Annotated in this window: 20 protein-coding genes; 5 read left to right on the top strand and 15 right to left on the bottom strand. The window is 64.4% G+C overall.

Annotated features, from left to right (window positions below; genetic code table 11):
- Window positions 1-32: 32 nt before the first annotated feature.
- From trpA to grpE, 15 genes are all read right to left on the bottom strand, one after another.
- Window positions 33-854 carry a tryptophan synthase subunit alpha gene (gene trpA / locus BLW02_RS04070; protein WP_026436425.1) on the bottom strand — a complete coding sequence of 274 codons (822 nt, stop codon included), beginning with the start codon at window positions 852-854 and terminating at the stop codon, window positions 33-35.
- Window positions 851-2,128 carry a tryptophan synthase subunit beta gene (gene trpB, locus BLW02_RS04065; RefSeq protein ID WP_026436426.1) on the bottom strand — a complete coding sequence of 426 codons (1,278 nt, stop codon included), beginning with the start codon at window positions 2,126-2,128 and terminating at the stop codon, window positions 851-853. The genes trpA and trpB overlap by 4 nt, the downstream gene beginning before the upstream one ends.
- On the bottom strand, window positions 2,106-2,867 hold the full coding sequence (locus BLW02_RS04060) for a phosphoribosylanthranilate isomerase (RefSeq protein ID WP_051248881.1): 762 nt from the start codon (window positions 2,865-2,867) through the stop codon (window positions 2,106-2,108). Before BLW02_RS04060 ends, trpB begins: the two co-directional genes overlap by 23 nt.
- Complete coding sequence (truA, locus tag BLW02_RS04055) at window positions 2,864-3,670, bottom strand: tRNA pseudouridine(38-40) synthase TruA (protein WP_034712444.1); 807 nt, start codon at window positions 3,668-3,670, stop codon at window positions 2,864-2,866. Before truA ends, BLW02_RS04060 begins: the two co-directional genes overlap by 4 nt.
- 62 nt (window positions 3,671-3,732) lie before the next feature.
- Window positions 3,733-6,255, bottom strand: coding sequence for a motility hub landmark protein FimV (locus BLW02_RS04050; protein ID WP_244273611.1), 2,523 nt, complete (start codon window positions 6,253-6,255; stop codon window positions 3,733-3,735).
- A 287-nt stretch (window positions 6,256-6,542) separates the two neighbouring features.
- Window positions 6,543-7,700, bottom strand: a complete 1,158-nt coding sequence (asd, locus tag BLW02_RS04045) for an aspartate-semialdehyde dehydrogenase (protein WP_092697137.1) — start codon at window positions 7,698-7,700, stop codon at window positions 6,543-6,545.
- A 317-nt stretch (window positions 7,701-8,017) separates the two neighbouring features.
- Window positions 8,018-9,088 (bottom strand): 3-isopropylmalate dehydrogenase, encoded by a 1,071-nt coding sequence (gene leuB / locus BLW02_RS04040; protein WP_026436431.1) that lies wholly within the window; start codon window positions 9,086-9,088, stop codon window positions 8,018-8,020.
- Window positions 9,089-9,178: 90 nt separating this feature from the next.
- On the bottom strand, window positions 9,179-9,829 hold the full coding sequence (leuD, locus tag BLW02_RS04035; protein WP_026436432.1) for a 3-isopropylmalate dehydratase small subunit: 651 nt from the start codon (window positions 9,827-9,829) through the stop codon (window positions 9,179-9,181).
- 11 nt (window positions 9,830-9,840) lie between these two features.
- Window positions 9,841-9,966, bottom strand: coding sequence for an entericidin A/B family lipoprotein (locus BLW02_RS04030; RefSeq protein WP_026436433.1), 126 nt, complete (start codon window positions 9,964-9,966; stop codon window positions 9,841-9,843).
- 11 nt (window positions 9,967-9,977) lie between these two features.
- Entirely contained in the window at window positions 9,978-11,399 is a 1,422-nt protein-coding gene (gene leuC, locus BLW02_RS04025; RefSeq protein WP_026436434.1) for a 3-isopropylmalate dehydratase large subunit, read from the bottom strand.
- 48 nt (window positions 11,400-11,447) lie between these two features.
- Window positions 11,448-12,374 (bottom strand): LysR family transcriptional regulator, encoded by a 927-nt coding sequence (locus tag BLW02_RS04020; RefSeq protein WP_092697136.1) that lies wholly within the window; start codon window positions 12,372-12,374, stop codon window positions 11,448-11,450.
- A 140-nt stretch (window positions 12,375-12,514) separates the two neighbouring features.
- Entirely contained in the window at window positions 12,515-13,879 is a 1,365-nt protein-coding gene (locus BLW02_RS04015; protein ID WP_026436436.1) for an MBL fold metallo-hydrolase, read from the bottom strand.
- A gap of 218 nt (window positions 13,880-14,097) precedes the next feature.
- A complete protein-coding gene (dnaJ, locus tag BLW02_RS04010) occupies window positions 14,098-15,243 on the bottom strand; it encodes a molecular chaperone DnaJ (RefSeq protein ID WP_026436437.1) in 1,146 nt (381 codons plus the stop codon).
- A gap of 87 nt (window positions 15,244-15,330) precedes the next feature.
- Window positions 15,331-17,277: a molecular chaperone DnaK gene (dnaK, locus tag BLW02_RS04005; RefSeq protein ID WP_026436438.1), complete on the bottom strand. Its 1,947-nt coding sequence runs from the start codon at window positions 17,275-17,277 to the stop codon at window positions 15,331-15,333.
- An 81-nt stretch (window positions 17,278-17,358) separates the two neighbouring features.
- Complete coding sequence (gene grpE / locus BLW02_RS04000; RefSeq protein WP_092697135.1) at window positions 17,359-17,910, bottom strand: nucleotide exchange factor GrpE; 552 nt, start codon at window positions 17,908-17,910, stop codon at window positions 17,359-17,361.
- A 229-nt stretch (window positions 17,911-18,139) separates the two neighbouring features.
- Between grpE and rpsF the strand changes: the two genes are divergently transcribed.
- The 5 genes from rpsF (at window position 18,140) to dnaB (ending at window position 21,189) form a co-directional block, all read left to right on the top strand.
- Window positions 18,140-18,517: a 30S ribosomal protein S6 gene (gene rpsF, locus BLW02_RS03995; protein WP_026436440.1), complete on the top strand. Its 378-nt coding sequence runs from the start codon at window positions 18,140-18,142 to the stop codon at window positions 18,515-18,517.
- 19 nt (window positions 18,518-18,536) lie between these two features.
- Window positions 18,537-18,827 (top strand): primosomal replication protein N, encoded by a 291-nt coding sequence (gene priB, locus BLW02_RS03990; protein ID WP_092697134.1) that lies wholly within the window; start codon window positions 18,537-18,539, stop codon window positions 18,825-18,827.
- 17 nt (window positions 18,828-18,844) lie between these two features.
- On the top strand, window positions 18,845-19,126 hold the full coding sequence (gene rpsR / locus BLW02_RS03985) for a 30S ribosomal protein S18 (protein ID WP_005795932.1): 282 nt from the start codon (window positions 18,845-18,847) through the stop codon (window positions 19,124-19,126).
- 12 nt (window positions 19,127-19,138) lie between these two features.
- Complete coding sequence (gene rplI, locus BLW02_RS03980) at window positions 19,139-19,591, top strand: 50S ribosomal protein L9 (protein WP_026436441.1); 453 nt, start codon at window positions 19,139-19,141, stop codon at window positions 19,589-19,591.
- 179 nt (window positions 19,592-19,770) lie between these two features.
- Window positions 19,771-21,189 (top strand): replicative DNA helicase, encoded by a 1,419-nt coding sequence (dnaB, locus tag BLW02_RS03975; protein ID WP_092697133.1) that lies wholly within the window; start codon window positions 19,771-19,773, stop codon window positions 21,187-21,189.
- The last annotated feature ends 36 nt before the right edge of the window (window positions 21,190-21,225 follow it).

Genomic DNA, 21,225 nt, shown 5'->3' with positions numbered 1-21,225 from the left:
AGCGGCGAAGCCGCTCAGGGGGTTGCCCTCTATTATGCGTCGAGCGCTTTCCGGATACCGCGCAGGAAGTCGATCGTGATGGGGACCACCTTGGCGTGCTCCTGGTCTTCAATCAGCTGGATGATGCGACTGCCGATCACTACCGCATCGGCCACTTGGCCGATCGCCTGGGCCGTAGCGGCATCCCGGATGCCAAAGCCCACACCCACAGGGATGTGCACATGCTGGCGGATGCGGGGCAGCATCTGCTCCACGGCCGCCGTGTCCAAAGCGCCAGAGCCTGTGACGCCCTTGAGCGACACGTAGTACACATAACCGCTGGCCACGCGGGCCACCTGGGCCATGCGCTCGTCGGTACTGGTGGGTGCCAGCAGAAAGATCAGGTCCATGCCGTGGGCGCGCAGATCGGCTGCAAAGGCCTCGCATTCCTCGGGCGGGTAGTCCACGATGAGCACGCCGTCCACCCCGGCCTCGGCGGCATCGCGCACAAAGGCGCTGCCTGCCTTTGTCGTGGCGTGCTTTTGGTCGTAGCGCTCGACCGGGTTGGCGTAGCCCATCAGCACCACGGGGGTGGTGGTGTTGCGTTGGCGGAATTCGCGCACATGCTCCAGCACCTGCACCATGCCAACACCCATGCCCAGGGCTTTTTCACCCGCCTTCTGGATGACCGGGCCGTCGGCCATGGGGTCGGAAAACGGCACGCCCAGCTCGATCACGTCGGCACCGGCTTCCACCATGCCGTGCATGAGCGAAGGGGTGATGTCCGCAAACGGGAACCCGGCCGTGACGTAGGGGATCAGCGCCTTGCGGCCCTGGGCTTGCAGTTGGTTGAAAGTGGTCTGGATGCGGCTCATGGCTTGGCGTCTCCCACAGCGCCCTTGACGGACAGGCCGCGCATGGAGGGGCGGTCGTAAAAATCTTCGCCGGACAGGTCGGCCACAGTGCCTATGTCCTTGTCGCCCCGGCCTGACAGGTTCACGAGGATGGACTGGTCAGGGCGCATGGTTTTGGCCAGCTTCAGGGCATAGGCCACGGCATGGCTGGACTCCAGCGCAGGGATGATGCCCTCGGTGCGGCACAGGTAGTGAAAGGCTTCCAGGGCTTCCTTGTCGGTGATGCCGACATATTCGGCGCGGCCGATTTCCTGCAGCCAGGCGTGCTCAGGTCCCACGCCGGGGTAGTCCAGGCCTGCGCTGATGCTGTGGGTTTCGGTGATCTGGCCGTTGTCGTCCTGCAGGATGAAGGTGCGGTTGCCATGCAGCACCCCGGCGCTGCCTTTTTGCAGCGAGGCCGAGTGCTTGCCCGACTCCAGTCCTTCTCCGGCCGCCTCCACGCCAATCAAGCGGGTGTTCTCGAACGGAATGTAGGGGTGGAAGATGCCCATGGCATTGCTGCCGCCACCCACGCAGGCAATCACCGCATCGGGTTGCCGGGCTGGCAGCTTCTGGTCGGCCAGCATGGCGGGCATCTGTTCGATGGATTCCTTGCCGATCACGCTCTGGAAGTCGCGCACCATCATTGGGTAGGGATGGGGCCCGGCCACGGTGCCGATGATGTAGAAGGTGTTGTCCACATTGGCCACCCAGTCGCGCATGGCTTCGTTCAGTGCATCCTTCAGTGTCTTGCTGCCCGATTCCACGGGCACCACGGTGGCGCCCAGCAGCTTCATGCGAAAGACGTTGGGGCTTTGGCGCTTGACGTCCTCGCTGCCCATGTACACCACGCATTCCAGGCCATAGCGTGCGCAGATGGTGGCGGTGGCCACGCCATGCTGGCCGGCGCCGGTTTCGGCAATGACGCGCGGCTTGCCCATGCGCTTGGCCAGCATGGCCTGGCCGATGACGTTGTTGATCTTGTGCGCGCCAGTGTGGTTCAGGTCTTCGCGCTTGAGGTAGATCTGCGCGCCGCCCATTTCGCGGCTGGTGCGGGCTGCGTGGTAGATGGGCGAGGGGCGGCCCACGAAGTGCTTGAGTTCGTACTCGAACTCGGCCAGAAACTCGGGGTCGTTCTGGTAGCGGGCGTAGGCGTCGCGCAGCTCCTGGATGGCATGGGTCAGGGTTTCGCTGACAAAACTGCCGCCGTAGGGGCCGAAATGGCCGGAAGCATCAGGTTGCTGATAGGAATTCATGGGGGGTCTTTGCAAGTTGGGCATCGGCCGCACGCACGGCGGCAACGAAGCGTTGGATTTTTTTGGCGTCCTTGATGCCCTTGATGGGTTTGCCATCGGGGCCATCGGCCTCGACGCCGGAACTGACGTCAACCGCCAGCGAGAGGCCTCGCGGGCGGACTTGCAAAATGCCATCGATCACGTTTGCAGGCGTGAGTCCACCAGACAAAACGAGATGAGAGTTGACGCTTGGTGGAAGGAGTGACCAATTGAATGCCTTGCCGCCGCCGCCATAGCCGTCGACATGGGCGTCGAGCAGGATGGCTTGGGCGCGTGAAAAATCCTGTGCGTATTTTACGAGGTCGAAGCGTTCGGCACCATCGCCAAGGGGAATGCGGGCAGCGCGCAGAAACGGACGGGCGCCCCCGAGGGTGGCAGCCAGGCAATCCGCAGGGGACTCGTCACCATGAAACTGAATGGTAGCGCCCGCCAGTAAAGTGCTGGCAGCTAGGATATTGGAAGCGGTCTCGTTGACAAACAGCAGCACAGGCGTAACGAACGGGGGCAGGCGGGAGGCCAGCGCGGCAGCCCTTTGCGGGGTGACGGCCCGGGGGCTTGCTGGGTACATCACGAAGCCGATGGCATCCACACCCGCGGCGACCGCTGCGTCAACGTCCTGTTCGCGTGTCAGCCCGCAGATCTTGATGCGGGTGCGAATGCAGGGGGAAGTGGATGTTTTTTCAGGTGGCAGGCTGCTCATGGCAGCCAATCATACGCAGCCGTGCGGCTGGGCAGGCCCCAATGGGGTTCGTAAACCGGGCCTTGAAAATACAGGCCGTCGGGTGAAAAGGTGGGCGCTGCCGCGTTGCGTGAGCGCGCGGCCAGCACTTCACCGATCCATTGCGGCGGTTTCTTGCCCTGGCCCACAGCGATCAGGCAGCCCATGATGTTGCGGATCATGTGGTGCAGGAAGGCATTGGCTTCGAACTCGAAACGCCAGTAGCAGGGCGCAAAGCCGTCAGACGGCCCTGCCCCGTTGGCTGGCGTGCGGGTGATGGCGATCCGTTGCAGGGTCTTGACGGGCGACTTGGCCTGGCAAGCCGAAGCCCGGAACGAGGTGAAGTCGTGTTCGCCTAGTAGCTGTTGCGCCGCCTGCTGCATGGCAGCATGGTCGAGCGGGTGAAAGACCCAGCCCACGCGGCCCGCATCGACGCTGGGGCGTACGGGAGACTGGAGCAGCACATAGGCGTAGCGCCGTGCAATGGCGCTCCCGCGCGAATGAAAGCCAGCGGGCACTGGCTGGGCCCATTGCACGGCGATATCCGCTGGCAGAAAGGTGTTGGTGCCGCGTACCCACGATGCCGCCGGGCGGTGCAGCGGGGTATCAAAGTGGACGACCTGCATGAGGCCGTGCACCCCCGCATCGGTGCGGCCCGCACACAGGGTGCTGATCCGCTGCGTAGCGAAGCGGCTCAGGGCCGCTTCGAGGTGATCCTGGATGGTGTTGCCAGAGAGCTGGCTTTGCCAGCCGCTGTAGCGCTGGCCGTTGTAGCCGACCCCCATGGCCACCCTGGATAGGTGGCCCGGGGTCGGGTTATGCGGTGCGGTGGAATCGACCGGGCGCATCAGCCCAGGTCGGTCAGCAGCCGCTGGGCGCGGGCCTTGAGCGCTCCCGAGGACTCGGCGACCACTTCTTCGATCAGGGTTCGGGCGCCGTCTGTATCGCCGATGGCATTGAACTCCTGCGCCAGTGCCAGTTTGGTTGCCAATGGATCGTCTGCCGCCGCATCGACGCCGCTGTCAGCCAAGGCCGGTGCCGCGGCCGATACGGGCGCGGTGACAGGTTTGGATGGTGTGCCCAAGTCCAGCGTCAGATCGCCCAGGTCAAACTCCATCGGGGCCGTGTGCGGGGTGGCTGCCGGGAGGCTGGCCGTTGTCGGCATGGCCCCGGACGTGAGCATGGCGAGGTCGTCGGTGGCTGGAAAATCCAGGTCTGCCATGGGAGGTGGCGTGATGGCAGGGGTTGCTGCCACGGCTGGCTCAGCGGCATGCGGCAACGTGGGCAGATCCAGTGGTGGAAGTCCGGCCGATGCGGTGTCACCTTCGTGGGTTGCGGCAGCTGGTGCCTTGGTCCGAGCGTCCTGGAGGAAATCCAGATCCAGGTCGAGATCGGGTGGCAGCGTTGCTGCCGCGGACGCCACGGCCATCGCGGCGCTCGCCGCACTGGCGGCGGGTGTGGCCAAGGCATCGCCATTTGGCGCACCAGGGCGACCGCCAGGCTGGTACAGCGGGTTTTCCTGGTCCAGATCGCGCCCCAGATCGGTCACACGCGTCCAGTCCGGGCCTTCCCCCTGTGTGAGCTGGAATACGTCGCCTGCCACGGCCTCCAGGGCCTTGCGATCCTGTCGTTTGGCGTAAATCTCGGCCAGCTTGACCCGTATCGATACGCGGGCCGGGTTGTGGCGAATCGCTTCCTTGAGGATTTCTTCGGCCTGGAGGTCGCGGCCGTATGCCAGGTACACATCGGCTTCGGCCACTGGATCCACGTCACCACCGGCATCCAGCTGGCTGGGGGAGTAGGCCATGGACGAGCCAGTGCTCATCTGGCTGTTGGCCGTGTCCACTTGCTGGCCGCCGCTGGCGCCAAAAAAGGAGTCGGGTTGTGCACGGCTATCCATGAATGAACTGTCAACACCGGCGTTGGCACGGCGCCGTTGGACCACGCGGTAGGCACCGTAACCCCCCAGGGCGATCAATGCGAGCAGTCCCCCAGCAGGCACCAGGGGGTCTTCCATCAGGCCCGAAAGAAAGCTCGTTTCGATGGCTGGCATAGGCACGGGTGCGGGCTTGGGCACAGGTGCTGGCGCAGGAGCGGATGCCGGTGCAGCGGCTTTTGCTGGCACGGCGGGATCCGAGGCGGCTGCTTCGGCTGCAGCGGGCATGCTGGCCGCAGGGGAGGCCGCAACGGCCGCTGGCTCGGAGGCGGCTGGCTGGCTGGGCAGCGATGCCGGCGTGGCCACGGCAACCAGGCCGGGTGTGCTGGAGGCAGCAGCTGCAGGTTCGGCAACTGGCGCAGACGCCGCGCTGAGCTGGTTCAACTCGTTGATGTTCTTGGACAGTTCGGCCATCCGGGCCGAGGATTCGCTGGCCTGCTTGTCCTTGGCCAGCTGGTCTTCTGCCGCCTTCTGGCCCGTGATGGACCCCTTGGACAGGGTCAGCTTGTCAGGCGCTGCCGTTGCGGGCTTCTTGTCTTCGATGCGGGTTTGTACGGTGCCGCTGGCAGAGCGCTCTGCGGCCGCCACCTTGGTCGCGGGGGCTGCCGCAGCGAGTTTGCGGCGGAAATCGTTGAAATCCCGGCTTTGTGCCGCCAGGATCTGGCGGGCTTCGGCCGGTGGCGTTGCCAGTGCGGAAGCCTCGTCAGGCATTTGCAGCACAGCTCCGGCCTTGACCCGGTTGACATTGCCCTGGATGAAGGCGTCCGGGTTGGCGCGCAGCAGTGCCACGAGCATCTGATCCAGCGATACGCTGGCGGGGCGGTAAGCATTGGCGAGGCGGCCAGCCGTGTCTCCCGCCTGAACGGTGACACCATTGGCAGGCGCTGGGCGTGGGCCGGCTGCAGCGGTGCTGCGGGGTGCAGCGGGAGCCGATGCGCGTGCGCTTGCCGCTGCAGAGCCGCCCCGTGCCTGAGCGGTGGGCGCTGAGGCTTGCGCTGCCGCAGTGACGGCAGGTGCTGCGCGGCGCGATGCCGGGGGATCAAACAGCATGGTGTAGTTGCGCACGATGTGGCCACTGCTCCACGAGGCGTCTAGAACCAGGTCAACAAAGGGGTCGTTGACGGGGCGGTCACTGGACAGGCGCAACACGGCAGTGCCATTGGCACGTCGCTGCAGTTGCACGCGCAGGTTGGTCACCGCCGGATTGAACTCCATGCCCTGGGCGCGAAACACTTCGGGCGAAGCGGTGGTGGCGCGCAGGGTGTCAGCCTCTTCCGGGGTGATTTGGGGGAGTTCGATTTCGGCGCGCAGCGGCTCACCAAGAGCAGACTGCACCGTGATGCGACCCAGAGCTAAGGCAGAAGCATCGTCGGCATGGAAGCCGGTCAATGCGACGGCCGCAGCGGCCAGGACAGAAAATTTCCAACGATGCATGTGTGCCATCAAAAGTGGTGGTTGTGCGGCCCGGTCGAGCGGCGTGGTTCTTCTCATGGTCTGATCCCGCCCCGGCGCGTGAAAATATGTAAAAAGCACCATAGCATCAATGTTTTGCACTGACAAGCTGAGGTAGCGTGGAAGCTTTGTGCGGGGTGTTGGTGCCCGGTTTTGGCGTATTTCCTTGTTGTCAATTGCCAACGTAGCGTAACCGGGTGTTTCTGGCCGGGCGGACAAGAAAAAGCGCGCAGCGGCGAGGCCGTGCGCGCTTGCGGGATCTGTCTGGTTCAGGCGCTCAGGAGGATGCACAACATGCGGCGCAGAGGCTCTGCCGCGCCCCACAGCAATTGATCACCGACAGTGAAGGCGCCCACGTACTCGGGGCCCATGGCCAGCTTGCGGATGCGGCCCACGGGGATCGTCATGGTGCCGGTCACGGCCACGGGGGTCAGGTCCTGGATGGTCGCCTCGCGGGTGTTGGGTACCACCTTCACCCACTGGTTGTCGGCCGCAATCATGGCTTCGATGTCGGCCACAGGCACATTCTTCCTGAGCTTGAAGGTCAGGGCCTGGCTGTGGCAGCGCATGGCGCCCACGCGCACGCAGAAGCCATCGACCGGGATGGCGGCCGAGTTGAAGCCTTCGCCCATGCCGAGGATCTTGTTCGTCTCGGCCATGCCCTTCCATTCTTCCTTGGATGTGCCCCAGCCAGGCTCGTCCTGGCTCTTGCCGATGCCCAGGTCCTTGTCGATCCAGGGGATCAGGCTGCCGCCCAGCGGCACGCCGAAATTGGCGGTCTCAGCGGCGGTGAGGCTGCGCTGCTTGGCGATGACCTTGCGGTCGATCTCCAGGATGGCACTCTTGGGATCATGGAGCAGGTCCGCCACCTCGGCGTTCAGCGTGCCGTACTGCGTGAGCAGCTCGCGCATGTGCTGGGCGCCGCCGCCGCTGGCGGCCTGGTAGGTCTGGGTGCTCATCCATTCGACAAGGCCGGCCTTGTACAGCGCGCCCACGCCCATCAGCATGCAGCTGACGGTGCAGTTGCCGCCGATCCAGTCCTTGCCGCCGTTCGCCAGCGCGTTCTGGATGACGGGCATGTTCACCGGGTCGAGCACGATGACCGCGTTCTTCTCCATGCGCAGGGAGGATGCGGCGTCGATCCAGTGGCCATTCCAGCCGGCTGCGCGCAACTTGGGATACACCTCGTTGGTGTAGTCGCCGCCCTGGGCGGTGAGGATGATGTCGCAGCGCTTGAGGGCGTCGATGTTGAACGCATCCTGCAGCGTGGTTTCGTTCTTGGCTTGTGCAGGGGCTTTGCCGCCGGCGTTGGAGGTGGAGAAGAACAGGGGCTCGATCAGATCGAAATCCTTCTCCTGCACCATGCGGTCCATCAACACCGAGCCGACCATGCCGCGCCAGCCGACCAAACCTACCAACTTGCTCATTTCAACGCCCTTTCAAAGTAAGAAACAGTGCCAGACCTGGCTGTTTTGCCCCGGCTCGTCTGGCCAGGGAGGGCGCACGACGAACCGGAGCTGGATCAGTCCTTAATGGTCGTGGTTTTGGTGGTGATTGCGCGCGCAGCCACACCGGCCAGGGCGGCGGATGCTGTGTTCAGGGCGAACGGGCGGGCGACAAACATGGTTCGGATTGTAGCGGATGGTGGCTTGACGCCCGTTTGCGGGGCGCCGCCGCGAGGTCCGCAAAAAGCGAAAGGGCGGCACGGGGCCGCCCTGGTGTCGTGTCCGCGGGGCTTATTTATTTATCCCAGCGCCTTCACCACCGCATCCCCCATTTGCGCCGTGCCTACCTTGGTGGTGCCTTCGCTGTAGATGTCGGGCGTGCGCAGGCCCTGGGCCAGCACCTTTTGCACGGCGGCCTCGATGCGCTGGGCGGCTTCCTCCTGGTTCAGGCTGAAGCGCAGCATCATCGCGGCCGAGAGGATGGTGGCCAGCGGATTGGCCACGCCCTTGCCGGCGATGTCGGGGGCGCTGCCGTGGCTGGGCTCGTACAGCCCCTGGTTTTTGCTGTTGAGCGATGCGGAGGGCAGCATGCCGATGGAACCGGTGAGCATGGAGGCTTCGTCCGACAGGATGTCGCCAAACATGTTGCCGGTGACTACCACGTCAAACGCCTTGGGGGCCTTCACGAGCTGCATGGCGGCGTTGTCCACGTACATGTGCTGCAGTTCCACGTCGGGGTATTGCTGGCCCACCTCGGTCATCACGTCCTTCCAGAACTGGAAGGTCTCCAGCACGTTGGCCTTGTCCACGCTGGTCACCTTCTTGCTCCGCTTGCGCGCGGCCTGGAAGGCGACGTGGGCGATGCGCTCGATCTCGGGGCGGCTGTAGCGCATGGTGTCGAAGGCTTCCTCGGCACCGGGGAAGTGGCCGTCGGTGGCCACGCGGCGTCCACGCGGCTGGCCGAAGTAGATGTCACCGGTCAACTCGCGGATGATGAGGATGTCCAGCCCGGCGATCAGCTCGGGCTTGAGGCTGGAAGCGTCCACCAGTTGCTCGTAGCAGATGGCGGGGCGGAAGTTGGCGAACAGGCCCAGGTGCTTGCGCAGGCCCAGGATGGCCTGCTCGGGGCGCAGGGGTCGGTCGAGCTTGTCGTACTTCCAGTCGCCCACGGCGCCAAACAGGATGGCGTCGGCTTCCTTGGCGAGCTGGAGGGTGGACTCGGGCAGGGGGTGTCCGTGGGCGTCATAGGCCACGCCGCCGACCAGGGCGGACTCCATCTCGAACTTCAGGTCGAGCGCCTTGAGAACCTTGACGGCCTCGGCCACGATTTCGGTGCCAATGCCGTCACCTGGTAGAACTGCGATTTTCATTGTCGGATGCTTTACTTTTGATAGCGTTCAGCGCTTATGATTAAAACGCTAGATGCCAGTTTGACTGATGCTTTCGATGCCTGCACGGTCTCACGACACCATGGTGTGCGCGAGCCAGGGCTTGGTGGCCAGGCGCTGGGCTTCAAAGGCCTTGATCTTGTCGGACTGGCGCAGGGTCAGGCCGATGTCGTCAAAACCGTTGAGCAGGCAGTACTTGCGGAAGGCCTGCACCTCGAACGCGATCTCTTCGCCTTGGGGGCGCACGATGACCTGGCGCTCCAGGTCGATGGTGAGCTGGTAGCCGGGGAAGGCGGCCACTTCGTCGAATAGCTGGGCCACCGTGGCTTCGGGCAGCACGATGGGCAGAAGGCCGTTCTTGAAGCAGTTGTTGAAGAAGATGTCGGCAAAGCTCGGCGCGATCACGGCGCGAAAGCCGTACTGGTCCAGCGCCCAGGGCGCGTGCTCGCGGCTGGAGCCGCAGCCGAAGTTCTTGCGCGCCAGCAGGATGGAGGCGCCCTGGTAGCGCGGCTGGTTGAGCACGAAGTCGGGGTTGGGTTGGCGGCTGGCGGGGTCCTGGCCGGGCTCGCCGTGGTCCAGGTAGCGCCATTCGTCAAACAGGTTCACACCAAAGCCGGTCTTCTTGATCGACTTGAGGAACTGCTTGGGAATGATGGCGTCGGTATCGACGTTCTCGCGGTCCATGGGGGCGACGATCCCCTTGAGCAAAGTGAATTTCTGCATGGCGTTCTTTGTTACTTGGCGGCGCGTTCGATGGCGCTGCCTGCGCGTTCGATGTCCTGGCCCACGCCTTTGACGGTGTTGCATCCAGCCAGCAGGAAAGCGGCGGACAGGGCGATAAGGGTGGCGATCTTCTTCATGGCGGTCTCCTTCAGGCGAATTGGCGAATGTCCACAAAATGACCGTGCACGGCAGCCGCTGCGGCCATGGCGGGGCTCACCAAGTGGGTGCGACCACCAGCACCCTGGCGGCCTTCGAAGTTGCGGTTGCTGGTGCTGGCGCAGCGCTCACCGGGCTCCAGCCGGTCGGCGTTCATGGCCAGGCACATGCTGCAGCCGGGCTCGCGCCATTCAAAGCCCGCGGCGACAAAGATCTTGTCCAGGCCTTCGCGCTCGGCCTGTTCCTTGACCAGGCCCGAGCCGGGCACCACCATCGCCAGCTTGACGTTGCTGGCGACCTTGCGGCCCAGGTTCTTCACCACGGCGGCGGCTTCGCGCATGTCTTCGATACGGCTGTTGGTGCACGAGCCGATGAACACCTTGTCGATGGTGATGTCGTTGATCGCCTTGCCCGGTTGCAGGCCCATGTAGGTGAGAGCGCGCTCGATGGCGCCGCGCTTGTTGGCGTCCTTTTCCTTGTCCGGGTCGGGCACGCGGGCGTCCACGCCCAGCACCATCTCGGGTGAGGTGCCCCAGGTGACTTGGGGCACTATGGTGGCGGCGTCGAGCTTGACGACGGTGTCGAACACCGCGTCGGCATCCGAGTGCAGCGTCTTCCAGTAGGCCACGGCCTGGTCCCACTCCACGCCCGTGGGCGACAGGGGGCGGCCCTTGACGTATTCGATGGTCTTGTCGTCCACCGCCACCAGGCCCGCGCGCGCGCCGCCTTCGATGGCCATGTTGCACACGGTCATGCGGCCTTCCATGCTCATGGCGCGGAACACCGAGCCGGCAAATTCGATGGTGTAGCCCGTGCCGCCGGCCGTGCCGATCTTGCCGATGATGGCCAGCACCACGTCCTTGGGGGTCACGCCTTTGGCCAGCTGGCCGTCCACCTGCACCAGCATGTTCTTGGCCTTCTTGGCCAGCAGGGTCTGGGTCGCCATCACGTGCTCGACCTCGGAGGTGCCGATGCCGTGGGCCAGCGCACCAAACGCGCCATGGGTGCTGGTGTGGCTGTCGCCGCAGACCACGGTCATGCCGGGCAGGGTGGCGCCGTTTTCGGGGCCGATCACGTGGACGATGCCCTGGCGCTTGTGCATGAAGGGGAAGAACGCCGCTGGCGTGATCTGCGCCATGTTGTCGTTCAGCGTGGTGATCTGCTCCTTGCTGATGGGATCGGCAATGCCGTCGTAGCCGCGCTCCCAGCCGGTGGTGGGCGTGTTGTGGTCGGCCGTGCCCACGATGGAACTCATGCGCCAGACCTTGCGGCCGGCCTCGCGCAGGCCTTCAAAGGCCTGGGGGCTGGTGACCTCGTGCACCAGATGGCGGTCGATGTAGAGGATGGAGGTGCCGTCCTCTTCGGTGTGGACGACATGCTCGTCCCAGATCTTGTCGTACAGGGTGCGTCCCATGGCGTGGCTTTCTACTTTCAGGTGGGGTGGTTGGATTTTAGGGGTGCGTCAAAGTGCCGCGCGTGGGGGTGCCAGGTGTTCCACGAGCAGCCGGGCCGTCACGGGCAGGGCGTCGAAATCGCGGGCCACCAGGCGCAGTTCGCGCCGTGCCCAGGGGTCGGCCAGGGGCACGGCCTGCAGGCGGCCCACACCCTGCATGAGGGCAAAGGCCCGGTCGGGGAGCAGGCCCACGCCCAGGCCGTTGTCGATCATGCGGCACATGGCGTCGAGCCCGGTGACCTGGATGCGCTGGCGCAGGGGCCGGCCGGCCGCCGCCGCAGCAGCGCGCATGGCCAGGCTGATGCTGCTGTTGGCATGCAGGCCGACAATGTCCCAGTCCAGCACTTCTTCAAAATGGATCGCTTCTTGCGCAGACAGGGCGTGCGCTGCAGGCACAACCAGCACCAGACGGTCGGTGCGGTAAGGGCGGCTTTGCAGATCGGCGGCGGCGGGGCCGCCGGTGTTGCACAGCCCCAAGTCGGCCGCGCCTTCCTGCACGGCGTGCAGCACATCGCTGCTCAAGTGTTCCTGAAGATCAATCTTGACCTGGCTGTGGGCGCGCGCAAAAGCGCCCAGGTCCTCGGGCAGAAACTGCACGATGGCCGAGATGTTGGCATGCATGCGCACATGGCCGCGCACGCCTTCGGCGTATTCGCTGAGTTCGCCCTGCATGCGCTCCAGGCCAAACAGCACGGTGCGCGCATGGTGCAGCAGGCTCTCGCCGGCAGGCGTGAGCGTCACGCCCCGGCTGTGGCGATAGAGCAGGGCGGTGTCGACGGCGGTCTCCAGGTCGGACAGCCGCTTGCTGACGGCCGAGGCGGCAATGAACTCGCGCTCCGCCGCGCGGCCGATGCTGCCGAGCTCGCACACCGCCACAAACAGTTGCAGCGAGGTGAGGTCGATACGGCGCGCAAAACTGCGCTCGGAGCTTTTCATGGGATGGGGTGTAGTCTTCTTGTTTCGAGAAGACTGTGTATTCTCAGCTCAATTATTGTTTGTTGCCATCGCTGAATGCGATGGCATTCATCGTGCAAGAGGCGGATTCATCCAGTTGATGAGATGCTGATCCCGCACCTTCAGGCAGGGAGCGTGCTGCCATGCTCGGGCACCGTGGCGCGCCAGCGCAGCTCATGTTCGATGCGCTGGCGCAGCATGTCGGCCGCGCCCATCTCGCCGTGCACCACAAACACCCGGTCGGGCGCGTGCCCCATGCTGCGCAGCCAGGCCAGCGTCTGGTTGGCGTCGGCATGGGCCGAGGCGGACGTGAGCTGCACCACCTCGGCGCGCACATCAATGTCCTGCCCGTGGATGCGCGTGGTCTTTTCGCCGCTGGCGATGCGCGCGCCGCGCGTGCCCGGCGCCTGGTAGCCGGTGATGATGACCATGTTGCGGTGGTCGCCCGCGTACAGGGCCAGGTGGTGCAGCACGCGCCCCCCCGTGGCCATGCCGCTGGCCGACAGGATCACCATGGGCCCGTGGCGGCGCGCCAGGGCCTTCGATTCGTCGGTGGTCTGCACCATGGTGGCGCAGTGCGCGAGGGCATCGGCCTCGTGCCTGGTCAGCCGGTGCTCGCCCGTGTGGTGCGCGAACAGCCCGGTGGTGCTCACGGCCATGGGGCTGTCCAGAAACACCGGCAGCGACCGCGCAATGCTGCCCTGCTTCTTGAGCAGGTTGATGGCGTGCAGCACGGCCTGCGCCCGGCCCACGGCAAACACCGGCACCACGGCCACGCCGCCGCGCTGGGCCAGGCGTTGCAGGGCGGGGGCCAGCTCTTGCAGGATGTCTTCCTGCGGGTGCTGGCGGTCGCCATAAGTGGCTTCGACCAGCACGGTGTCGGCCTGCGGCGGAGCCTCGGGCGGGTTCATGAGCAGGTCATCGGGCCGGCCCAGATCGCCCGAGAACAGGATGCGTCGCCCGCCCACTTCCAGCAGCACGCTGGCCGCGCCCAGGATATGTCCGGCCGGCGTGAAGGTCACGCGCCAGCCGGGAATGGGCTCGAAGGCCTTGTGGAACGCGTGGGGGCGGAACTGCTTCATGCAGTGCTGCGCATCCAGCCGGGTGTACAGCGGCAGCGCCGGTGCGTGCTGCGAGAGCTGGTGGCGGTTCAGGAAGGCGGCGTCTTCTTCCTGCAGGTGCCCGCTGTCGGGCAGCAGGATGGCGCACAGGTCGCGCGTGCCGGGCGTGCAGTGGATGGCCTTGGTATAGCCATCGCGTGCCAGCAGGGGCAGGTAGCCGCTGTGGTCCAGGTGCGCGTGGGTCAGCACCACGGCATCGATCTGGTGGGGCGTGAGGGGCAGGGGCTGCCAGTTGCGCAGGCGCAGCTGCTTGTAGCCCTGGAACAGGCCGCAATCGACCAGCATGCTGTGGCCGTTGTGGCGCACCAGGTATTTGGAGCCGGTGACGGTGCCCGCGCCGCCCAGAAAGGTGATGTTGACTTCCATTGCGATCCTCCATGCATGCCGATGGCTGCCATCGTAGCGGCCTGTGCTGGCTGACTTCTCGGGGTGGAGCGGGTCGAAAGGTGATTCAGATCAAGCTGCGCTGGCAAAGATTGCGGGAGGACGCGCGGCAGGAACGCGGGCGCAAGAAAAAAGGCTGCCCCGCGCGGTGCGGGGCAGCCTGGTGTGCCATGGCCGGCGCCCGATGCGGCGCCACGCGTTCAGCTGAAGAAGTTCTTCAGCCGGTCGGTCCAGCTCTCGCCGCTGGGCGAGTGGCGGCCGCCACCCTTCTTCAGCGATTCATCCAGCTCGCGCAGCAGCTTGCGCTGGTGCTCGGTCAGCTTGACGGGTGTTTCCACCGTGATGTGGCAATACAGGTCGCCGGGGTAGCTGGCGCGCACGCCCTTGATGCCCTTGCCGCGCAGTCGGAACTGCTTGCCGGCCTGCGTGCCTTCGGGGATGTCGATGGCGGCCTTGCCGGCGAGCGTGGGCACCTCGATCTCGCCACCGAGTGCCGCGGTGATGAAGCTCACCGGCACCTGGCAGTGCAGGTCGTCGCCATCGCGCTCGAAGATGTCGTGCTTCTTCAGGCGGATCTCGATGTACAGATCACCCGGCGGGCCGCCGTTGGTGCCCGGCTCGCCGTTGCCGGTGCTGCGGATGCGCATGCCGTCGTCGATGCCGGCCGGAATCTTCACTTCCAGCGTCTTTTGCTTCTTGAGCTGGCCCTGGCCGTGGCAGGACGTGCAGGGCTCGGGAATGATCTTGCCCGTGCCGCGGCAGTGCGGGCAGGTCTGCTGCACGCTGAAGAAACCCTGGCGCATCTGCACTGTGCCGCTTCCGCTGCAGGTGGTGCAGGTCTTGGCGCTGGTGCCGGGCTTGGCGCCGCTGCCGTGGCAGGTGTCGCAGCTTTCCCACGATGGAATGCGGATCTGTGCATCCTTGCCGCGCGCGGCTTCTTCGAGGGTGATTTCCATGGCGTAGCTGAGGTCGCTGCCGCGGTACACCTGACGGCCGCCCGCACCACGCCCGCGTCCGCCCTGCTGGCCGAACATGTCACCGAAGATGTCGCCGAAGGCCTCGGCGAAGCCGCCAAACCCTTCCGCACCGGGGCCACCGGGGCCGCGCATGTTCGGGTCCACGCCAGCGTGGCCGTACTGGTCGTAGGCCGCGCGCTTCTGGGCATCGGAAAGCATCTCGTAGGCCTCTTTGGCCTCCTTGAATTTCTCCTCGGCGCCCTTGGCGCTATCCCCCTGGTTGCGGTCAGGGTGGTGCTTCATCGCCAGCTTGCGATAGGCCTTCTTGATTTCGTCCTCGGAGGCGTTCTTGGGAACGCCGAGGACCTCGTAATAGTCTCTTTTGGACATGGATGAATCAGCCTGGTTGGAAGAGGAACGCCGCGCAGGCACCCTGGAAAGGGGCCGGCGCGGCGGCTCGGGTCAGCAAGGGCTGCTTTAGCCCTTCTTGACTTCCTTCACTTCGGCGTCGACCACGTTGTCGTCGTCCGCGGCCTTGCCCGACGACGCCGATGCGCCTGCCGCGTCCGCGCCACCGGCTGCCTGGGCGGCCTGCGCAGCCTGGGTCTCGGCGTACATCTTCTCGCCCAGCTTCTGGCTGGCAGCCATCAGCGCCGTGGTCTTGGCGTCGATGGCGTCCTTGTCCTCGCCCTTGAGCGCTTCTTCCAGTGCCTTGACCGCAGCGGTGATCGCATCCTTTTCGCCGGCGTCGAGCTTGTCGCCATGCTCGGCCAGGCTCTTGTTCACGCTGTGCACGGCAGCCTCGCCCTGGTTGCGGGCCTGGATCAGTTCGAGCTTCTTCTTGTCGTCGGCGGCGTTCAGCTCGGCGTCCTTGACCATCTTTTGGATCTCGTCCTCGGACAGGCCGGAGTTCGCCTTGATGGTGATCTTGTTTTCCTTGCCTGTGCCCTTGTCCTTGGCGCCCACGTGCAGGATGCCGTTGGCGTCGATGTCGAACGACACCTCGATCTGCGGCGTGCCGCGCGATGCAGGTGGAATGCCTTCCAGGTTGAACTCGCCCAGCAGCTTGTTGCCGCTGGCCATCTCGCGCTCGCCCTGGTAGACCTTGATGGTCACGGCCGGCTGGTTGTCGTCGGCGGTGGAGAAGGTCTGAGCGAACTTGGTGGGGATGGTCGTGTTCTTCGTGATCATCTTGGTCATCACGCCGCCCAGAGTCTCGATGCCCAGGCTCAATGGCGTCACGTCCAGCAGCAGCACGTCCTTGCGGTCGCCCGACAGCACCTGGCCCTGGATGGCCGCGCCCACGGCCACGGCTTCGTCAGGGTTCACGTCCTTGCGGGGTTCCTTGCCGAAGTATTCCTTGACCTTCTCCTGCACCTTGGGCATGCGCGTCATGCCGCCGACCAGGATCACGTCGTTGATGTCGGACACGCTGATGCCGGCGTCCTTCATGGCGGTGCGGCAGGGGGCGATGGTGCGCTCGATCAGCTCTTCCACCAGGGCTTCGAGCTTGGCACGCGTGAGCTTGATGTTCAGGTGCTTGGGGCCCGAGGCATCGGCCGTGATGTAGGGCAGGTTGATGTCGGTCTGCGCGCTGTTGGACAGCTCGATCTTGGCCTTTTCGGCGGCTTCCTTCAGGCGCTGCAGGGCCAGCACGTCCTTGGACAGGTCCACGCCTTGCTCTTTCTTGAACTCGGCAATGATGTAGTCGATGATGCGCTGGTCGAAGTCTTCGCCACCCAGGAAGGTGTCGCCGTTGGTTGACAGCACTTCGAACTGCTTTTCGCCATCGACGTCAGCGATTTCGATGATGGACACGTCGAACGTGCCGCCACCGAGGTCGTACACGGCGATCTTGCGGTCGCCCTTTTCCTGCTTGTCCAGACCGAAGGCCAGGGCTGCAGCGGTGGGCTCGTTGATGATGCGCTTGACTTCCAGGCCGGCGATGCGGCCGGCGTCCTTGGTGGCCTGGCGCTGGGCATCGTTGAAGTAGGCGGGCACGGTGATCACGGCTTCGGTGACGGGCTCGCCCAGGTAGTCTTCGGCGGTCTTCTTCATCTTGCGCAGAATGTCGGCGCTGACCTGCTGGGCCGAGATCTTGTTGCCGCGCACTTCCACCCAGGCGTCGCCATTGTCGGCGGCCGTGATCTTGTAGGGCATCAGGTCGATGTCCTTTTGCACTTCCTTCTCGGTGAACTTGCGGCCGATCAGGCGCTTGATGGCGTACAGCGTGTTCTTGGGGTTGGTCACGGCCTGGCGCTTGGCCGAGGCGCCGACCAGCACTTCACCATCTTCCTGGTAGGCCACGATCGACGGCGTGGTGCGGGCACCTTCCGAGTTCTCGATCACGCGCGTGGTGTTGCCTTCCATGACGGACACGCAGCTGTTGGTGGTGCCCAGGTCGATACCGATGATTTTTCCCATGTTCTTCTCCGCAATGTTGGAATGGTTGGATAGCTAGTAACTTGTGGATAACTTGAAGGGCTTCAAGCTGGTTCCGTGAAATTATTTGGCGGCGGCCACGGTCACCAGGGCGGGGCGCAGCACGCGCTCGGCGATCACATAGCCTTTTTGCAGCACGGCCACAACGGTGTTCGCCTCCTGCTCGGCCGGCACCACGCTGATGGCCTGGTGCTGGTGCGGATCGAACTTGTCGCCGGCGGCCGGGTTGATGGCCTGCACCTTGTTGCGTTCCAGGGCGGCCTGCAGCTGGCGCAGCGTGGCGTCGGAGCCTTCGCGCAGTTGCTGGGCCGTGGCGTTCTGGATGGCCAGGGCGGCGTCCAGGCTGTCGCAGACGGGCAGCAGGCTTTCGGCAAAGCTCTCGATGCCGAACTTGCGGGCCTTGGAGACCTCGTCTTCCGCGCGGCGGCGGGCGTTCTCTGCCTCGGCCTTGGCGCGCAGGAACTGGTCGGCCAGATCGGCGCTCTTGGCCTTGAGTTCGGCCAGCTCGCCCTGCAGGCGGGCCATTTCATCAGAAGCGTTGGCGGCCATGGCGGCCTCGGCTTCTTCGGGGGCGGGATTGCTTGGGAGGGTGGAGGACTGGCTGTTATCTGGCATGTCGGAATTTTTATGAAACGTACGGATACGCGACAAGGATGGGGCGGGTGGCCCGTATTTCAAGGCCTGCGGCAGCGCCAGGGCGCTTTATCCATGTCCGCTGACACCGAAGGAACGCATGGATCAGGCCGGGAGTGTACAAGCGCAAACATGCTGGTTATAATTGCCGGCTTTGCCTTGCCACACCACTTCGAGACGCAGTGGGTGGTCTTACCCAAAAGGAGTATGCATGCGTCATTACGAAATCATTTTGTTGATCCATCCGGATCAAAGCGAACAAGTTCCAGCCATGCTGGAGCGCTACAAGGGCATGATCACCGCTGGCGGTGGCAAGGTGCACCGCGTGGAAGACTGGGGCCGCCGTCAACTGGCGTACCTGATCAACAAGCTGGCCAAGGCCCACTACCTGTGCGTGAACATCGAAGCCGACCAGGCCGTGATGGCTGAACTGGAGCACGCCTTCAAGTTCAACGACGCCGTGCTGCGCCACCTGACGGTTCAGAAGAAGAAGGCCGAGACCGGCCCGTCTTCGATGATGAAGACCGTCGAGCGCGAAGAAGCCCGCAAGGTCAGCCAGGCCGAGTACGCAGCGGCCAACGACCGCTGATCTTCCAGCCCTCACGGGAGTGGAAAACCGCGTTGTCTTGACTGCATGTATCGCTGAGGCCGAGGCCCTGCGCTACACCCCCGCTGGATTGCCTGCCATCGCCCTGCGACTCGAACACGAGTCCCAGCAAACCGAAGCAGGCCAGCCCCGGGACGTCAAGGCTGCCATGAAAGCCGTTGCCTTTGGTGCAATGGCCGAACGGTTGGCCCGGCAGAACATCGGAAGTCTCTGGACTTTCAGTGGATTTCTGGCCACACCGCGCAACGGCAAGAACGCAGTGCTCCACATCCAGGATATTCAACAAAATTAATTTTCAAGGGGTCCGCAATGGCCACGTTCAAGAAGTTCAACAAAGACAAGCGCCCAAAGCGCAACACCCAGTCCCTGCTGTTCAAGCGCAAGCGCTTTTGCCGCTTCACGGTGACCGGTGTTGAAGAAATCGACTACAAGGATGTCGACACGCTGCGCGATTTCATCGCCGAAAACGGCAAGATCATTCCCGCACGCCTGACCGGCACGCGCGCCATTTTCCAGCGCCAGCTGAACACCGCCATCAAGCGCGCCCGCTTCCTGGCCCTGGTGCCTTACAGCGACCAGCACAAGATCTAAGGAGCACAACCCATGCAAATCATTCTGCTCGACAAGGTTGTGAACCTCGGCAACCTCGGCGAAATCGTCAAGGTGAAAGACGGCTACGCCCGCAACTTCCTGATTCCTTCGGGCCGTGCACGCCGCGCCACCGAAGCCAACAAGGCCGAGTTCGAAGCCAAGCGCGCCGAACTCGAAAAGGCAGCCGCTGCCAAGCTGGCACAAGCCCAGGCTGAAGGCGAAAAGCTGGCCGGTACCACCGTCAAGCTGACGCAAAAGGCGGGCGTGGACGGCCGTCTGTTCGGTTCCGTGACCAACCATGACATCGCCGAAGAGCTGAACAAGCAAGGCTACAAGGTGGTGAAGGCCCAGGTTCGCCTGCCCAACGGCCCTATCAAGGTTGTCAGCGAAACGGCTGTCAGCGTGGCTCTGCACACCGATGTGGTGGTGGAAGTCAACGTGTCGGTCTACGGCGAAACCGCCTGATCGTCGCTCCATCGTCATTTCGTGACGTTGTGCAAAAGCCGCCCTCGGGCGGCTTTTGTTTTTGGTGCGGTACGCCCATACAGGGCCATCCACAGTCTGCCACCTGGTTATCCACAGGCTTGTCCCCATCCCGCCAGGCTGCTCTGCGCTAGCATTGAACGCCTGTCCCAAGGAACCCCATGTCCGCTGTTTTTCCCCCGCTCGAAGACCACGGTTTTGCTCCGCCCCTGCCGGATCGCGAAATTGCCCAGTTGCGCGTGCCACCGCACTCGATCGAGGCGGAATCGAGTGTGCTCGGCGGGCTGCTGCTGGACAACAACGCCTGGGACCGCGTGGGCGACCTGCTCAAGGATGGCGACTTTTATCGCTACGAGCACAAGCTGATCTATGCCGCCATCGGTGGCCTGATCAATGGCAGCAAGCCCGCCGACGTGATCACGGTGTACGAGCAGCTCCAGGGGCTGGGCAAGGCCGAGGAAATCGGTGGCCTGGGGTACCTGAACAATCTGGCGCAGTATGTGCCGAGCGCGAGCAACATCCGGCGTTACGCCGAGATCGTGCGCGAGCGCGCCATCCTGCGCAAGCTGGTCACGGCCAGCGACGAGATCGCCACCAATGCGTTCAATCCGCAGGGGCGTCCGGTCGACAAGATCCTGGACGAGGCCGAGCAGAAGATCTTCAACATCGGCGAGGAAGGCTCGCGGATGAAGCAGGGCTTTCAGGCCATGGACACGCTGGTGGTGGACCTGCTCGACCGCGTGCAGGAGATGGCCGACAACCCGAACGACATCACCGGCGTGCCCACCGGGTTCATCGACCTCGACCGCATGACCTCGGGTCTGCAGGCCGGCGACATGGTGGTGCTGGCGGCGCGTCCGTCCATGGGCAAGACGGCGTTTGCCGTGAACATTGCCGAGCATGTGGCGCTGAACGAAGGCCTGCCCGTGGCCATTTTCTCGATGGAAATGGGCGCCGCGCAGCTGGCCGTGCGTATCGTGGGCTCGATTGGCCGCATCAACCAGGGCAACCTGCGCACCGGCAAGCTCTCCGACGAGGAATGGCCGCGCCTGACCGAGGCCATCGAAAAACTGCGCACCGTGTCGCTGCACATCGATGAAACACCGGGCCTGACGCCGTCGGAGCTGCGCGCCAATGCGCGGCGCCTGGCGCGCCAGTGCGGCAAGCTGGGCCTGATCGTGGTGGACTATCTGCAGCTGATGAGCGGCTCCAGCGGCTCGCAGGGCGAGAACCGGGCCACCGAGCTGGGCGAGATCTCGCGCGGCCTGAAGATGCTGGCCAAGGAGCTGCAGTGCCCGGTGATCGCGTTGTCGCAGCTCAACCGTTCGGTGGAGCAGCGCACCGACAAGCGCCCCATGATGAGCGATTTGCGCGAGTCGGGCGCCATCGAGCAGGATGCGGACATCATCATGTTCATCTACCGCGACGACTACTACAACAAGGACAGCAAGGAGCCGAATGTGGCCGAGGTCATCATCGGCAAGCAGCGCAATGGCCCCACCGGCACCGTGAAGCTGTTCTTCCAGAAGTCGCAGACGCGCTTCGAAAGCCTGGCGATGGGGTCGGGCGACGACTTCTAATGAAAATAGCTGCTAGCGCTTATACATAAGCGCTAG

It is taken from the genome of Acidovorax soli, from assembly GCF_900107605.1.
In the GTDB taxonomy this organism is placed as follows: Bacteria; Pseudomonadota; Gammaproteobacteria; order Burkholderiales; family Burkholderiaceae_C; genus Acidovorax; species Acidovorax soli.
The sequence above is the reverse complement of the archived record's forward strand: the minus strand, read 5'-3'. Positions and strand labels throughout refer to the sequence as shown.